General features: G+C 66.3%; 15 protein-coding genes. 10 read left to right on the top strand and 5 right to left on the bottom strand.

All coding sequences use genetic code 11. The annotated features are described in order from the left end of the window. The first annotated feature begins 133 nt into the window (after nucleotides 1-133). The 5 genes from CHU93_RS15510 (at nucleotide 134) to CHU93_RS15490 (ending at nucleotide 5,264) form a co-directional block, all read left to right on the top strand. A complete protein-coding gene (locus CHU93_RS15510) occupies nucleotides 134-502 on the top strand; it encodes a MerC domain-containing protein (RefSeq protein ID WP_165768776.1) in 369 nt (122 codons plus the stop codon). 66 nt (nucleotides 503-568) lie between these two features. Then, nucleotides 569-1,036, top strand: a complete 468-nt coding sequence (locus tag CHU93_RS15505; RefSeq protein ID WP_243375721.1) for a Fur family transcriptional regulator — start codon at nucleotides 569-571, stop codon at nucleotides 1,034-1,036. A gap of 121 nt (nucleotides 1,037-1,157) precedes the next feature. Then, the gene (dxs, locus tag CHU93_RS15500; RefSeq protein WP_094475048.1) at nucleotides 1,158-3,101 is read left to right on the top strand and encodes a 1-deoxy-D-xylulose-5-phosphate synthase; all 1,944 of its coding nucleotides are present in this window, start codon (nucleotides 1,158-1,160) and stop codon (nucleotides 3,099-3,101) included. Between the two features lie 85 nt (nucleotides 3,102-3,186). Then, a complete protein-coding gene (locus CHU93_RS15495) occupies nucleotides 3,187-4,392 on the top strand; it encodes a multidrug effflux MFS transporter (RefSeq protein ID WP_133064435.1) in 1,206 nt (401 codons plus the stop codon). Further along, nucleotides 4,389-5,264 (top strand): EamA family transporter, encoded by an 876-nt coding sequence (locus CHU93_RS15490; protein WP_094475047.1) that lies wholly within the window; start codon nucleotides 4,389-4,391, stop codon nucleotides 5,262-5,264. The genes CHU93_RS15495 and CHU93_RS15490 overlap by 4 nt, the downstream gene beginning before the upstream one ends. Here CHU93_RS15490 and CHU93_RS15485 read toward each other — a convergent pair whose 3' ends face one another. After that, nucleotides 5,265-5,900: a glutathione S-transferase family protein gene (locus CHU93_RS15485; protein ID WP_094475046.1), complete on the bottom strand. Its 636-nt coding sequence runs from the start codon at nucleotides 5,898-5,900 to the stop codon at nucleotides 5,265-5,267. A 37-nt stretch (nucleotides 5,901-5,937) separates the two neighbouring features. On the opposite strand from CHU93_RS15485, the gene arfB reads away from it, so the two are divergent. Next, the gene (arfB, locus tag CHU93_RS15480) at nucleotides 5,938-6,345 is read left to right on the top strand and encodes an alternative ribosome rescue aminoacyl-tRNA hydrolase ArfB (protein ID WP_086117130.1); all 408 of its coding nucleotides are present in this window, start codon (nucleotides 5,938-5,940) and stop codon (nucleotides 6,343-6,345) included. An 82-nt stretch (nucleotides 6,346-6,427) separates the two neighbouring features. Next, nucleotides 6,428-6,769 (top strand): DUF883 domain-containing protein, encoded by a 342-nt coding sequence (locus CHU93_RS15475; protein ID WP_094475045.1) that lies wholly within the window; start codon nucleotides 6,428-6,430, stop codon nucleotides 6,767-6,769. A 145-nt stretch (nucleotides 6,770-6,914) separates the two neighbouring features. Here CHU93_RS15475 and mce read toward each other — a convergent pair whose 3' ends face one another. Next, a complete protein-coding gene (gene mce, locus CHU93_RS15470; RefSeq protein ID WP_086117224.1) occupies nucleotides 6,915-7,358 on the bottom strand; it encodes a methylmalonyl-CoA epimerase in 444 nt (147 codons plus the stop codon). 65 nt (nucleotides 7,359-7,423) lie between these two features. Between mce and CHU93_RS15465 the strand changes: the two genes are divergently transcribed. After that, nucleotides 7,424-7,789, top strand: coding sequence for a hypothetical protein (locus CHU93_RS15465; RefSeq protein WP_094475076.1), 366 nt, complete (start codon nucleotides 7,424-7,426; stop codon nucleotides 7,787-7,789). Nucleotides 7,790-7,902: 113 nt separating this feature from the next. Here the strand turns inward: CHU93_RS15465 and CHU93_RS15460 are convergent, their stop codons facing one another. From CHU93_RS15460 to CHU93_RS15450, 3 genes are read right to left on the bottom strand one after another with little or no spacing between them, the layout of a single operon-like run. After that, nucleotides 7,903-9,438, bottom strand: coding sequence for a DHA2 family efflux MFS transporter permease subunit (locus tag CHU93_RS15460; protein ID WP_243375720.1), 1,536 nt, complete (start codon nucleotides 9,436-9,438; stop codon nucleotides 7,903-7,905). Beyond that, a complete protein-coding gene (locus CHU93_RS15455; protein WP_243375719.1) occupies nucleotides 9,435-10,454 on the bottom strand; it encodes an HlyD family secretion protein in 1,020 nt (339 codons plus the stop codon). Before CHU93_RS15455 ends, CHU93_RS15460 begins: the two co-directional genes overlap by 4 nt. Before the next feature lie 4 nt (nucleotides 10,455-10,458). Beyond that, on the bottom strand, nucleotides 10,459-10,926 hold the full coding sequence (locus CHU93_RS15450) for a MarR family winged helix-turn-helix transcriptional regulator (protein ID WP_094475043.1): 468 nt from the start codon (nucleotides 10,924-10,926) through the stop codon (nucleotides 10,459-10,461). A gap of 183 nt (nucleotides 10,927-11,109) precedes the next feature. On the opposite strand from CHU93_RS15450, the gene prsK reads away from it, so the two are divergent. After that, nucleotides 11,110-13,215 (top strand): XrtA/PEP-CTERM system histidine kinase PrsK, encoded by a 2,106-nt coding sequence (gene prsK / locus CHU93_RS15445; protein ID WP_094475042.1) that lies wholly within the window; start codon nucleotides 11,110-11,112, stop codon nucleotides 13,213-13,215. Then, nucleotides 13,212-14,585, top strand: coding sequence for a PEP-CTERM-box response regulator transcription factor (prsR, locus tag CHU93_RS15440; RefSeq protein ID WP_094475041.1), 1,374 nt, complete (start codon nucleotides 13,212-13,214; stop codon nucleotides 14,583-14,585). The genes prsK and prsR overlap by 4 nt, the downstream gene beginning before the upstream one ends. The last annotated feature ends 5 nt before the right edge of the window (nucleotides 14,586-14,590 follow it).

Below are 14,590 nucleotides of genomic sequence, written 5' to 3'. Positions count from 1 at the left end.
CTCCCTTTGCGCCATGTGTCGAAGATCTTCTACATCACTAGGCGATTCGTGGCGCGATGTAAAATATTTTCTACATACATCGGATGATGCCAAGTGGCTTGCCGGATTGATGTGATAATGTTACATGATCAGCATGGCGTCGCCGTCCTCTTCCCTGCTCGATCGTCTGGCCATTGGCCTGTCGGGCCTGTGCTTGCTGCACTGCATGGCAGGGTTCGTGCTGCTGTCCCTGTTTGCGCTCACCGGCGATTGGCTGGATCATCGCGTGCACGTGGTTGGCCTGTTGCTGGCGATGCCGCTGGCGGCCGTGGCCCTGTGGCGTGGCTGGCGTCGCCATGGCCGGGTCGCCATTGGCCTCATTGGTGCCATGGGCCTGGCGGTGATGGCGGCATCCCTGCTGGTGGAGCATGGCGAATCGATTGAAATGCTGGTGTCGATGGCCGGTGTGACCCTGCTGGCGCTGGCGCACTGGCAGAATCTGAAGGCGCTGCGCACGGTGTGAGCCCCCCATGCAGGCCCCGTGCAAGCCCTGTCTTGCGCCGCACGGCGACACGCTTGATATAGGCGCATGGGAACCGCGATGCACACGCACGGCCAGCACCACAGCCGCGATGATCTGGCCACGGCGGCACAGGGCCGGCTGCTGGCCGCCGGAGAGCAATGGACGCCGCTGCGCGCCCAGGTGTTTGCCGCCCTGGCCGGCTTTGATCGCCCGGTGTCGGCCTATGATGTCACCGATGCCGTGTCGGCCGCCGCCGGCCGCCGCATCGCCGCCAACAGTGTCTATCGCATCCTTGATCTGTTCGTGGCCAACAATGTTGCCGCCCGGGTGGAAAGCGCCAACGCCTTCATCGCCAATGTTCACCCCGATTGTCCGCACGATTGCATCTTCCTGGTGTGTGACCGCTGCGGCGGGGCGACTCATGTCGATGATGACCGGATCACCGGCGATGTGCGTGCGGCGGCGGCCGCCACCGGTTTCCGCCCGGTGCGCCCCGTGATCGAAGTGCGCGGCATCTGCGCTGATTGCGATTGAAATCAAGGATTTGGTGGCAAGGGCCTGTCCAGTGTCAAACTGGGCTGACACTGGTGATGACAGGCCGGACCAAGATCGCTAAGGGGAACCCCTTAAGTCTCCAGCCACGCGAGCCGTTCTGATGAAGCTTGAAACCCCGCTCCTCGACCAGGTCAACATTCCCGCTGATCTGCGCAAGCTGGAGCCCGGGCAATTGCAGCAGCTGGCCGACGAGCTGCGGCAGGAGATGATCCACGCCGTGTCCTACACCGGCGGGCACCTCGGATCCGGCCTCGGCGTTGTCGAGCTGACCGTCGCGCTGCACTATGTGTTCAACACGCCGGAAGACAAGCTGGTGTGGGATGTCGGCCACCAGGCCTATCCGCACAAGATCATCACCGGCCGGCGGGACCGCATCCGCACCTTGCGCCAGGGCGGCGGCCTTTCCGGCTTCACCAAGCGCAGCGAGAGCGAATATGATCCGTTCGGCGCCGCGCACAGCAGCACCTCGATCTCGGCCGCGCTCGGCTTTGCCATTGCCAACAAGATGATGAACCGGCCGGGTCGCGGCATTGCCGTGATCGGCGATGGCTCGATGTCGGCCGGCATGGCCTATGAGGCGATGAACAACGCCCGGCAGGCCGGCAACCGCCTGATCGTCATCCTCAATGACAACGACATGTCGATCGCCCCGCCGGTGGGCGCGCTGTCGTCCTATCTGTCGCGCTTGCTGTCGAGCCGCAAGTTCCTGGAACTGCGCGAATATCTGAAGCAGATTTCCGGCCGCGTGCTGCCGCCGCCGCTGCAGAAGGCCGCCGCGCGCGTGGATGAATATGCCCGCGGCTTTGCCCAGGGTGGTGGCACCCTGTTCGAGGAACTGGGCTTCTACTATGTCGGCCCCATTGATGGCCACAACATGGACCATCTGCTGCCGGTGCTGGAAAATGTCCGCGATGCGGCTGAAGGCCCGATGCTGATCCATGTCGTGACGCAAAAGGGCAAGGGCTATGCCCCGGCCGAGGCCAGCGCCGACAAATATCATGGCGTCGTCAAGTTCGACGTGGTGTCGGGCACCCAGCACAAGCCGCAGCCCAAGGCGCCGGCCTATCAGAATGTCTTTGGTGACATGCTGATCGAGGAAGCCAAGCGCGACCCGACCATCTGCGCCATCACCGCCGCCATGCCGTCGGGCACCGGGGTGGACCGGTTCGCCAAGGCCTTCCCGGAAAAGAGCTTTGATGTCGGCATCGCCGAACAGCATGCCGTCACCTTCGCGGCTGGTCTGGCCGCGCAGGGCATGCGGCCGTTCTGCGCCATTTATTCCACCTTCCTGCAGCGCGCCTATGACCAGGTGGTGCATGACGTGGCGCTGCAGAATCTGCCCGTGCGCTTTGCCATCGACCGCGCTGGCCTGGTCGGCGCCGATGGTGCCACCCATGCCGGCTCGTTCGACATCACCTATCTGTCCACCCTGCCCAACATGGTGGTGATGGCGGCGAGCGACGAGGCCGAACTGGCCGACATGGTGCACACCGCCGCCGTGTACGACGATGGCCCGATCGCCCTTCGCTATCCGCGTGGCGAAGGCACCGGCGTTGCCATCCCGGCGACCCGCACGCGGCTGGAAATCGGCAAGGGCCGCATTGTGCGCCAGGGCAACAAGGTTGCCATCCTGTCGCTCGGCACCCGCCTCGCTGAAGCGCTGGCCGCTGCCGAAACGCTCGATGCCAAGGGCCTTTCGACCACGGTGGCCGACATGCGCTTTGCCAAGCCGCTCGACATGGCGCTGATCCGCAAGCTGGCCGCCACCCACGAAGTGCTGGTGACGATCGAGGAAGGCGCCATCGGCGGCTTTGGCGGCCATGTCCTCACGCTTGCCAGCGATGAAGGCCTGCTCGATGCCGGGCTGAAGGTGCGCACGCTGCGCCTGCCGGATGTTTATCAGGATCATGACGCGCCGGCCAAGCAATATGCCGAAGCCGGCCTGGATGCCGCCGGCATCGTGCGCACCGTGCTCGATGCCCTGCGCCACAACAGCGTGAACGCGGCGGACGAGGGCGATCTTGGAGGCGCGGCGCGGGCGTGATCCGCCGCCTGCGCCGGGTTCGCAATTGGACCCTGCGCCAAACGCGTGCTTTCCTTATCGGGCCCGTCCGCCTACACCCCGGCGCGTGCATGCCCCCGCCGCCTCCCGCAGCCCGTCGCGCAGCCCGTCATTGGGCGAAATCCTGCTGCTGGGCAGCCTTACGGCCTTTGGCGCCGTCACCATCGATCTTTATCTGCCCACGCTGCCGGCGATTGCGCGTGATTATGGCACCAGCGATGCGGCGGTGCAGCTCACGCTGTCCACCTTCTTCGTCGGCATGGCCGTTGGCCAATTGTTTTTCGGGCCCCTGTCAGACCGGATCGGGCGGCGCCCCACCATCCTGATGGGCTGCGGCGTCTATGTGCTGGCCAGCATCGCCTGCGCGCTTGCCCCCACCATCGAGGCGCTGGTGGCCGGCCGCTTCTTCCAGGCGCTGGGCTGCTGCGCGGCCATGGTCACCTGCCGTGCCATTGTGCGCGATCGCTATGATCATCGCGATTCAGCCCGCATCTTCAGCCTGTTGATGCTGGTGTTGGCCATCGCGCCGTTGCTGGCCCCCACGGTGGGGGGCTGGATTGCGGCTGCTGCCGGCTGGCACGCGGTGTTCCAGGTCTTCATTGGCGTGGGCCTGGCGATTGCCGCCGCGGTGTGGTGGCGCCTCGATGAAAGCCGCTCTGCCGCCACCGCCGCCACGGCGGCCTCCACATCCGTGCTGGCCGGCTATGCCGTGCTGCTGCGCCACCGCCGGCTGATCGGCTATCTGCTGGTCGGCGCGGCCAATGGCGCGACGCTGTTTTCCTATATCGCCGGCTCGCCCGATCTGGTCATCAACATCTGGGGCTATAGCGAAAGCCAGTTCGGCCTGATCTTCGCGATCTTTGCCGTGGGTGTGGTGGGGGCCAGCCAGATCAACCGGTTGCTGCTCAGGAAGGCGACGCCTGATCAGGTGCTGGGCGCGGCCAGCATCGGCGCGGCGGTGGCGGGCGCGATGCTGCTGGCCTGTGCCGTGCTGGGCGCGCCGCTGTTCGTGCTGTTCCCGGCGCTGTTCATCGCGCTGTCGTCCAACGGGTTGATCGCGGCCAACGCCTCGGCCGGGGCGCTGAATGTCGATCCGCTGCGTGCCGGGGCGATTTCGGGCCTGATGGGCGGGGTGAATTTTGCCGTTGGCGCGCTGGCGTCGGCGCTGGCCGCGGCGCTGCACGATGGCACGGCGGTGCCGATGGCGGCCAATATCTGTGTGGCGCTGCTGATCGCGGCTGTCGCGTACCACGGGCTGGCCAAAGCGCGATGACCAGCGCCAGCCTGTCTCCCCGCGCGCTGCTGCTGGCGTTGGCGGTGGTCACCGTGTGGGGCAGCAATTTCGCCATCATCGGCGTAACCCTGCACGCGCTGCCGCCGCTGTTGTTCGCCACGTTGCGTTTTGCCGCCGTGGTGTTTCCGCTGATCTTCTTCGTGCGCCGGCCGCATGTGCCGTGGCGCATCCTGGCGGGCTATGGCGTTGCCATCGGTGTCGGCCAGTTTGGCCTGCTGTTCATCGCCATTGATGGCTATATCGCCGCCGGCATTGCCAGCCTGCTGGTGCAATCCCAGGTGGTGTTCACCATTGCCATGGCGATGATCACCAGTGGGGAGCGGTTGAAGCGGCTGCAATATGGCGCGCTTGCCCTGGCGCTGGCGGGTGTGGCGGTGATTGCCGGCCACACCGGCGGCGAGGTCACCCTGCCCGGCATCGCCCTCGTGCTCGGCGCCGCCTTTGGCTGGAGCCTGGGCAACATGGCCCAGCGCGCCGCCGGCAAGGTGGATATGCTGGGCTTCATCACCTGGTCTTCGCTGTTCGCGGTGCCGCCGCTGGCCGGCCTTGCGCTGTGGTTCGAAGGCTGGCCGGCGATTGAAACGGCGCTGGCCGCCACCACCCCGGCGATCTGGGCGGCGGTGGCCTGGCAGGCGGTGGGCAACACATTGTTCGGCTATGGCGCCTGGGGCTGGCTGCTCGCCCGCTATCCGGCGACCAGCGTCGCGCCCACCTCGCTGCTGGTGCCGGTGTTCGGCATGGCCTCCACCGCCATCTGGCTGGGGGAGGATCTGCCGCCATGGAAGCTGCTGGCCGCCGCACTGATCATCGGCGGGCTGGCGACCAATCTGCTCGCCACCCGCCAGCGCTGATCAGGCCGGCGGCAGCCGGAAGCTGTAAGGCTCCGTCTTGTCGGCCGCCGCAATCCACGCCGGGCGGGACTGGATGCGGCGGGCATAGGCCGCGAGGTTGGGGAAATGCGCGCCCAGCCCCTGCACGGTGGCGATTTCGGCGATGAAGCTCATCATCACGTCGGCGCCCGAAAGCTCGTTGTTCACCAGCCAGTCGTTGTCGCCCAGGCATTGGCTGAAATAGGCGACATGGGCACCGATCTGTTCCTGGATGCGCGGCTGCAGCGGCGCTGCGGCGTCGCCCAGCCGCGCGGTGTAGAGCGCCAGCAGGAACGGCGTCATTGCCGAGCCTTCGGCAAAATGCAGCCACATCAGATAATCCTCGTGCGCGTCGGTGCCCGGCGCCGGCATGAAGCGGCCGTGCCCGTGCTTGCGGATGATCCAATCGGTGATGGCGGCGCTTTCAAAGATGATCTTGCCATCGGCTTCCAGCACCGGCGATTTGCCGAGTGGGTGGATGGCCTTCAGTTCCGGCGGGGCGAGGTTGGTGGTGGCATCGCGGCTGTAATGCTTGATCTGATACGGCGTGCCCAATTCCTCCAGCAGCCACAGGATACGCTGCGACCGGCTGTTGTTCAGATGATGCACGATGATCATGGCAACTCTCCCCCCGAATCGGTATTGACGGCCAATCATGGCGCTTTTCATCCCGGAAGACGAACTGGAAGAAAGCTTCGTCCGCGCCAGCGGGCCGGGCGGCCAGAATGTCAACAAGGTCTCATCGGCGGTGCAGCTGCGCTTTGATGCCGCCAACTCGCCCAGCCTGCCCGATGATGTGCGCGAACGGTTGCTGAAACTGGCGGGCAAGAAGGCGACGGCCGATGGCGTGATCGTCATCACCGCCAACCGCTTTCGCGATCAACCGCAGAACCGCGCCGATGCCCGCGCCCGCCTGGCAGAGATGGTGGAGAAAGCCTGCATCCGCCCGATCACCCGCCGGCCGACCCGGCCGACGCTGGGATCAAGGCGGCGGCGGCTGGACGCCAAGGCGGTGCGCTCCACCGTCAAGGCAGGCCGTGGCAAGGTTTCGACCGACGACTGATTGAGGGGTGTGATACGCCCTTCAAATTGCCGCATTGCGGCATTACCTTGGAAGGGTCGAACCCCGTTTGAAAGGACAAGCCATGTCGGACGAAACCGCCATCACCACCACCGAAGCCGCTGATGCCGCCGGCAAGCTGGACAAGATCAAGGCCGATCTGAAGGACCAGGCTGACAAGGCGATCGGCAAGGCCAAGGATGCCGCCACCGCCGCCTATGACAAGGCCGCCGCCAAGGCCCGCGAACTGGCCGAAGCCGCCCCGGAAAAGGCCCGCGAAGTCAAGGAACGCGCCCAGAAGGTCGCCGAGGAAGGCACCGCCAAGGTGCGCACCACCGTGCAGGAACAGCCGCTGGCCGCGCTGGGCGCCGGCATCGCGCTGGGCTTTGTGGTCGGCTGGCTGCTGAGCGGCCGGCGGAAGGACTGAGGCAAAAAAGGTCCTCCCCAAGCTTGCTTGGGGAGGTGCCGAGCAACGCGAGGCGGAGGGGCGCGTGCCGCAAAGGCCCCTCCGTCAGCCCCGGCTTTCGCCTAGTCTGCCACCTCCCCAAACGAGTTTGGGGAGGATCTGTTTTTTAATGATGCCCCTCGGGCTCCTGCATCAATTCCACCAGCACGCCGCCGGTGTCGCGCGGGTGGACGAATATCACCGGCACCCCGTGCGCGCCCATCCGCGGCTCGCCGGTGCCCAGCACGGTGGCACCGCGGGCGCGCATCGCATCGCGCGCCGCGATGATGTCCTTCACCTCGAAGCAGACATGATGCTGCCCGCCGTTGGGGTTTTTCTTCAGAAAGCCGTGGATGGGGGAATCGGCGCCCAGCGGCTCGATCAGTTCCAGTTGGCTGTTGGCGACATCGATGAACGCCACCCGCACGCCCTGGGCCGGCAGGTCAAAGGCCGGGGTGGAAACAGTCGCGCCAAACAGTCGGCCATACATCGCCACCGCATCGTCGATCGACGGGCAGGCAATGCCGACATGGTTCAGGCGTCCCAGCAACAGTTCCGGCAATTCGCTCATCCTATCCTCCCGAAAGCAACGCCGCTGCCCCTTGCATGGCGGCAAAAAGCCGGCAAGCTGGCAACATGATTTATATCGTCATCAACGCCATCCCCATCGGCATCGCCACCCTGCTTGGCCTGTTGCTGGCCCAGTTTGTCGATCGGCCCAAGGGGTTGGGCAGCTGGATCATCGCGTTAATCTCGGCCGGCTGGCTCTGCGCCATCCTGGCCGGCGCGCTGATCCTGGCCCCGCCCAAGGCGCCAATCTGGATCATGACCCTGGGGTCTGCCGTGGTGATCTGGGCCGGTTTCGTGGTGCCGGCGCTGGCCACCTCGCTCAGCATGGCCGGCCAGCGCTGGAACCGCATCGGCATGGCCTGCCTGTGGTGGCTGGCGGTGATGCTGGTGGAAGCCGTGGTGATGCGCCTGATCGGCCTGCACGCCCCTTGAACAGATCCTCCCCCTTTGAGGGAGGTGCCCGCAGGGCGGAGGGGGCGCACCCGTTCCACATGCGCGGCCCCCTCCGCCGCCCGGCGGGCGGCACCTCCCCCAGAGGGGGAGGATCACTCCGGCAGATGCACCGGCGGTGCCGGCTTCGGCCGCTTCAGGATGGGCAGCAGCAGCAGCATGGCCAGCGCCATCACCGACATGGCGCGGAACACGTCGATATAGGCGATCATCACTGCCTGCTTGCTCACCGTGCCGTCCAGTACGGCCACCACCCCGCCCAGCCCGGCGGCAGCAAGGGCGGCGGGATCGGCCCAGGGCTGGCTGAACGGCGTGATGCCGCTGCCCAGATCGGCGTGGCTCACCTGCGTCTGGCGTTCCAGCAGCGCCACCGCCACGCTGATCCCGATCGAGCCGCCGATGTTCCGCAGCAGCATGAAGATCGCCGAGGCATCGGTGCGCAGCGCCATCGGCAGGCTGGCAAAGGCCACGGTGTTCAGCGGCACGAAGATCAGACCCAGGCCCAGGCCCTGAACAAACCCGGTGGACATAAAGGGCCAGGCATCCTGCTGGGGCGAAAACAGGCTCATCCCCCACAGCGCGGCGCCGGTGAGGGTGAAGCCCACGCCCAGCATCAGCCGCGGGTCCACGCCGCGCCCCAGCAATTGCCCGGCCGACATCATGGCGATCATCATGCCGATGCCGCGTGGCATCATCAGTTCACCCGCCGCCACCACCGGATAGCCGAACATCGTCTGTACCATGGTGGGCAGCAGCGCCGTGGTCGCCACCAGCAGAAAGCCGACCATGGTGATGAACAACATGCCGGTCATGGCGTTGCGGTCGGTCAGCAACTGCCGGTCCACGATGGCGCCTGGGGTGGCCAGCGCGTGGACGCCAAATGCCCACAGGCCGGCGATGGCCAGGCCGAACTCGATCCGCACTTCCCAGCTTTCTAGCCAGTCCAGCTGCTGGCCGCGATCCAGCGCCAGCTGCAGCGCCGCCATGCCCAGGGCCAGCATGGCAAAGCCGATGAGATCAAAGCGGCGTTGCGGCAGGGCCGGTTCCGGCAACACCGCCGTGGCCCAGGCAAAGCAGATCAACCCGAACGGCAGGTTGATCAGGAACACCCAGCGCCAATCGAAACTGTCGGTCAGCCAGCCGCCCACCACCGGGCCCAGGATCGGCCCCACCATCACCCCCACGCCCCACCAGGCCATGGCCGGGCCATGTTTGGCCGGCGGCCACACATCCAGCACATAGGCCTGGCCCAGCGGCGCCAGAAAGGCCCCGGCCGCGCCCTGCAACATGCGCCAGATCACCATCTCCGTCAGGCTTCCGGCGAGGCCGCACATGACCGAGGTGATGGTGAAGCCGGCAACCGACCACAGGAACAGCGATCGCCGGCCGATGCGCGCCGCCAGCCAGCCGGTGAGCGGCGTGGCAACGGCGGTCGCAACGATATAGCTGGTCAGCACCCAGGTCACACTGTCGGCCGCGGCATTCAGGCTGGGCTGCATGTGCGGCAGCGCGACATTGGCGATGGTGGAATCGAGAATGGTCATGAAGCTGCCCAGCATCACCACCGCCGTGATCACCAGCGGTGATGCGGGCAGGCCGGCCGGCTGCGCCGGGGCGGCGGCGGTGCTCACCGCGTGATCACCTTCACCTCGGCCGAAAGCCCGGCGATCAACGGCACATCCCGGCGCGGCTGCAGCGCCACGCGCACCGGCACGCGCTGCACCACCTTCACCCAGTTGCCGGTGGCATTCTGTGCCGGCAGCACCGAAAACTCCGCCCCGGTGCCGGCGCCGATGCTCTCGACCCGGCCGGCAATCGGCCGATCGGGAAAGGCATCAAGCCGCACCTCGGCCGGCTGGCCCACCGCCATGTCGCGCAGCTCGGTTTCCTTGAAATTGGCCTCCACAAAGGCGCTGCCGGTCACCATCAGGCTCATGGTGGCAACGCCCTGCACGATGGCCTGGCCGCGCAGCACCCGGCTGGTCTGCGTGACGATGCCATCGGCCGGCGCGCGGATCATGCTGCGTTCCAGATCCAGTGCGGCGCGGTCGCGGGCGGCGCGGGCGGCCTGCACCAGCGGGTGATCCTCCACCGAAATGCTGCGGCCGGCGCCTTCGCGGGCGCGGGCATCATCAGCCAGCGCCCGGGCCAGTTCGGCGCGGGCATTGGCGGCATCATATTCGGCCTGCTGCAGCCGTGCCCGCGTGGCAAAGCCGCGCTTGATCAGCTCCTGCTGGCGCACCAGCTCCGCTTCGGCCAGCGTCACCGCCTCGCGCTTGCCGGCCACATCGGCGGCGCTGCCCCCGGTGCCCGTCTTCAGCTGCTGCACCTGCAGCCGGGCACTGGCCAGCTCGGCTTCGGCCTGATCCAGCGCGATGCGGAACGGGCGCGGTGCCAGCCGGATCAGCACCTGGCCGGCCTTCACCTTCATATTCTCGTCCACCAGCACCTCGGCCACCCGGCCGGAGACATCGGCCGACAGCGCCACCTTGTCCATCCGCACATAGGCGTTGTCGGTCGTCACCTGGCCCTGGCCCTGTTGCCAAAGATAAAGGCCGGCGGCGGCCAGCAGCAGCGGCACGCTGGCCATGATCAGCCGGGTGCGCCAGCGGCCTTTTGGCGGGGCGGTGTCCACACGCGCGTGCATCGGCTCAACCCTCCCGCAGCAGATTGGCGCGCAGCCGGCTCAGCAAACGGTGCAGTTCCGCCTGCTCCGCTTCGCTCAGGCCCGCCAGCATTTCGGCGCGGACGGCATCGGCCACCGGCTGCAGATCAAGCAGAAGATCATTGGCCCGCGCGGTGAGGAACAGCTGCCAGGCGCGGCGATCGGCCGGGTCGGGCCGGCGCTCCACCAACCCGGCTTCCTCCAGCCGGTCCACCATGCGGCCCACAGTGATGGTTTCCACTTCCAGTCGCTCGGCAAGGGCGGCCTGGCTGCTGCCTTCCGACCGCGCCAGCGCAATCAGCACCTGCCATTGTGCCCGCGACACGCCGATGGCGCGGGCCCGGGCATCAAACCGCCGGCGCAGCAGCCGCGCCGCATCGGAAACCAGCACGCCGATCGTATCGGCAACGGCAAAACGGCCTGCAGGGGGCGACTCGGCTTGGGCAATGGTCATGGCGAATAATAGCATACATGCTTATCATCAGCCATGATATGATCAGCCTGCAAGTTGTGATGATTTTGTCTTGCCGTTTCCGTACCGTTACGCTTGCCAGTTGTTTGCCCGGCGCGCGATAGTGACCGGCAGCAAAATCGGGGGTTGGGCCATGATCGGCAAGGACATCAACAGGGCGGCGGCATGATTCCGTTGACCGAAGTCGGCCTGTTCAGCCACCTGATGGCGTTGCTGGCCTATCTGGGCCTAGCCGTGGCGGCCGTGTCGCGCCAGCGGGCAACCTTCAACCTGCTGATGGCCGGCGCCGCGCTGCTCACGGCGCTGTGGGCCGGCAGCTTTGCCTATGCCTATGTGGTGGATCCGGCGGCCCAGGTCTGGCTGTCGCGCTTTCAGACCATCAAGATCGCCGGCTGGATCGGCCTGCTGCTCTATGCGCTGCGCCCCGAATGGCTGGGTGGCAGTGGCAGCGCCCGGTCGGCCTTCTGGGTCGGCGGCGTGCTCGGCTTCGTGATGACGCTGCAGCTTGTCATCGATCTGTCCGGCGCCACCGAAGGCGTGTTTGCCGGCACGGCCGGTGCAGTGGGCAGCTTCTTTCTGGTCACCCGCATCGCCGTTTCTGTCACCGGCGTGGTGCTGGCGCACAATTTCTACATCAATTCGCTGCCGGCGGACCGGTCGGGCCTGCGCCTGCTCGCCATCGGGTTGGCTGGCCTGTTCCTCTATGATCTGAACTTCTACACCTTTGCCTTCCTGCTGCCGCCCGGATCCACCGATCTCTACAATATCCGCGGCGCCGTGAACGCGTTGCTGGTGATCCTGTTCGTGTTTGCCACCCGCGACAGCCTGGTGAAGGGCGCCCGCGTCTCGCGCGCCATCGCTTTCCAGACCGTGGCCTTTTCGGGCGTCGGATTCTACCTCATCGCCATGTCGCTGCTGGCCTATCTGCTGCGGCTGGTGGGCGGCAGCTGGGGGACGCTGCTGCAGGTCACCTTCCTGTTCGGCACCATCCTGCTGGGCGTGGTGGTGCTGGCCTCCGAACGGTTCCGGGCGCGGCTGAAGGTGGCCATCGCCCGCAATTTCTATCGCTATCAATATGATTATCGCACCGAATGGCTGCGCTTCATCGCCACCATCTCGGCGCCCGGCGATGCCGATACGCTGCCCACCCGCGTGGTGCAGGCGCTGGCCCGCGTGCTGGATGCCCGCGGCGGCTGGCTGCTGGTGCCCGATGATGATCGGCTGCAGCCCATGGCCAATTGGGACATGGCGCACATCGAACCCGAACCCATCGCCATCGACAGCCCACTGGTCGCCTGGCTGCAGAAGGAGGATCGGGCCCTTGATCTGGACCGGGTGCGCAGCGGCGAGGCACCGGGCGCGCCAGCGGTGCCGGGCTGGCTGCTGGACGATCGCCGGCTGTGGCTGGTGGTGCCGGCGGTGAACCGCGATGCGCTGGCCGGGGTGGTGCTGGTGGGCCGCAGCATGGCGCCGCGCACATTGAACTGGGAAGACGAGGAATTGCTGAAGACCCTCGGCCGCCAAGTCGGCAGCTATATTGCCGAAAGCAGCGGCCAGGCCGCGCTGGAAGAGGCGCGCCGGTTCGAGGAGTTCAACCGCCGCTTTGCCTTCATCCTGCACGACATCAAGAATCTGGTCAGCCAATTGTCGCTGTTGGCCCGCAATGCCGAACGCCATGCCGACAATCCGGAATTCCGGGCCGACATGGTGGAAACGCTGAAGGTTTCGGTTGGCAAGATGAACGCCTTGCTGGCCTGGCTGTCCCAGCGCGCCCGCAGCGGCGAAGGGGAAGACCGGCCGCTGTCGCTGGCGGCCCTGCTGCGCCAACTGGCCAAATCGCGCGGGGCAGCCTGGCCGGCGCTCAGCCTGCATCTGCCCGATGATGCCGATGCCCTGATCGTCAACGGCGATGCCGAACGGTTGGAACAGATGCTGGCCCATCTGCTGCAGAATGCCATCGATGCCTCCACAGCTGGTTCCCCGATCCGCATCGATGCGGCGCGGTCGGGGCAACAGCTCATCATCTCCATCGCCGATCGCGGCCATGGCATGTCGGCGCGCTTCATTCGCCAGGAATTGTTCCAGCCGTTCCAGTCCACCAAGCCCGGTGGCTTCGGCATCGGCGCCTATGAGGCGCGTGAAATTGCCCGGGCCCATGGCGGCCGGCTTGACGTTGCCAGCCGGGAAGGGGAAGGAACGACCTTCACCATCAGCCTGCCCGCCGCCGGGCAAGCGCCTGACATGGTTCAGCTGGAAAGGGGAGAGGCGTGAGTGACAAGCCCGGGTTGCTGCCAAAGCTCCTGATCGTCGAAGATGATCCCGGCCTGCAGCGCCAGCTGAAATGGAGTTACGAGGATCAGGAGGTGATCATCGCCGGTGACCGGGATGCGGCGCTGGAAGCGCTGCGCACCCACCAGCCGGCGGTGGTGACGCTGGATCTGGGCCTGCCGCCCGATCCTGATGGCGTGTCGGAAGGCTTTGCCACGCTGGAAGCCATTTTGGCGATGCGCCCGGCCACCAAGGTGATTGTCGCGTCCGGCCATGGCGCCCGCGAAAGCGCGCGGCGCGCCATCGCGCTGGGTGCCTTTGATTTCTACCACAAGCCGGTCGACATCGACGAACTCGGCTTGATCGTGCGCCGCGCCTATCATGTCGCCACGCTTGAGGCGGAAAACCGCCGGCTGGCGGAATCGGGCGGCGCGGTCGACAAGGTGCTGGGTGGGCTCGTCACCCAGTCGCCCGAAATGATCAAGGTTGCACGGATGGTGGAGCGTGTTGCCTCCGCCAATGTCTCGGTGATGCTGCTCGGCGCGTCGGGCACCGGCAAGGAGGTGCTGGCGCGCGGTCTGCACAATGCCTCGGCCCGTGCCGATGGCCCGTTCGTGGCGATCAACTGCGCTGCCATTCCCGAAAATCTGCTGGAATCCGAACTGTTCGGCCACGAGCGCGGCGCCTTCACCGGTGCGGTGAAGATGCAGGAAGGCAAGATCGAGCTGGCCCAGGGTGGCACGCTTTTCCTTGACGAAGTGGGCGATATTCCGTTGCCGCTGCAGGTGAAATTGCTGCGTTTCATCCAGGAACGGGTGATCGAACGGGTCGGCGGCCGCAAGACCATTCCGGTCGATGTGCGGATCGTGTGTGCCACCCACCAGAATCTCGACGAGATGAAGAGCAGCGGCCGCTTCCGCGAAGATCTTTATTACCGGCTGGCCGAAATCGTCGTGCGCATCCCGGCCCTGAAGGACCGGCCGGGCGATGCTGCCTTGCTGGGGCAATATTTCCTCAACCGCTTCGCCCGGGAGAATGGCTGCGAATTCAAGGGTTTCACCCCGGATGCCATCGCCGCCATGGCCGATTGGAGCTGGCCCGGCAACGTGCGCGAGCTGGAAAACCGCATGAAACGTGCGGTGATCATGGCCGAAGGCAGCCGCCTGACCGCCGCAGACCTGGATCTGGTCAACAAGATCGACGAGGCGGCGCTCAGCCTGAAGAACGCCCGCGAGGCGGCCGACCGCCAGGCCATCCGCCGCGCCCTGTCCTACAGCGATGGCAACATGAGCCTGACCGCCAAGCTGCTCGGCATCAGCCGGCCGACGCTCTATGACCTGATGAAGCAATATGGCATCGAAAATGCGGCCTGAGGTGA

The sequence above is a fragment of the Sandarakinorhabdus cyanobacteriorum genome, assembly GCF_002251755.1.
Classification (GTDB): domain Bacteria; phylum Pseudomonadota; class Alphaproteobacteria; order Sphingomonadales; family Sphingomonadaceae; genus Sandarakinorhabdus; species Sandarakinorhabdus cyanobacteriorum.
Note: the sequence above shows the minus strand (reverse complement) of the source record. Positions and strands in the feature narration are given on the sequence as shown.

Bases quoted from the DNA above. Each gene is read 5' to 3' on its own strand.
- CHU93_RS15510 (WP_165768776.1), top strand. From the start codon at position 134: ATGGCGTCGCCGTCCTCTTCCCTGCTCGATCGTCTGGCCATTGGCCTG.
- CHU93_RS15505 (WP_243375721.1), top strand. From the start codon at position 569: ATGGGAACCGCGATGCACACGCACGGCCAGCACCACAGCCGCGATGAT.
- dxs (WP_094475048.1), top strand. From the start codon at position 1,158: ATGAAGCTTGAAACCCCGCTCCTCGACCAGGTCAACATTCCCGCTGAT.
- CHU93_RS15490 (WP_094475047.1), top strand. From the start codon at position 4,389: ATGACCAGCGCCAGCCTGTCTCCCCGCGCGCTGCTGCTGGCGTTGGCG.
- CHU93_RS15485 (WP_094475046.1), bottom strand. From the start codon at position 5,900: ATGATCATCGTGCATCATCTGAACAACAGCCGGTCGCAGCGTATCCTG.
- arfB (WP_086117130.1), top strand. From the start codon at position 5,938: ATGGCGCTTTTCATCCCGGAAGACGAACTGGAAGAAAGCTTCGTCCGC.
- CHU93_RS15475 (WP_094475045.1), top strand. From the start codon at position 6,428: ATGTCGGACGAAACCGCCATCACCACCACCGAAGCCGCTGATGCCGCC.
- mce (WP_086117224.1), bottom strand. From the start codon at position 7,358: ATGAGCGAATTGCCGGAACTGTTGCTGGGACGCCTGAACCATGTCGGC.
- CHU93_RS15465 (WP_094475076.1), top strand. From the start codon at position 7,424: ATGATTTATATCGTCATCAACGCCATCCCCATCGGCATCGCCACCCTG.
- CHU93_RS15455 (WP_243375719.1), bottom strand. From the start codon at position 10,454: ATGCACGCGCGTGTGGACACCGCCCCGCCAAAAGGCCGCTGGCGCACC.
- CHU93_RS15450 (WP_094475043.1), bottom strand. From the start codon at position 10,926: ATGACCATTGCCCAAGCCGAGTCGCCCCCTGCAGGCCGTTTTGCCGTT.
- prsK (WP_094475042.1), top strand. From the start codon at position 11,110: ATGATTCCGTTGACCGAAGTCGGCCTGTTCAGCCACCTGATGGCGTTG.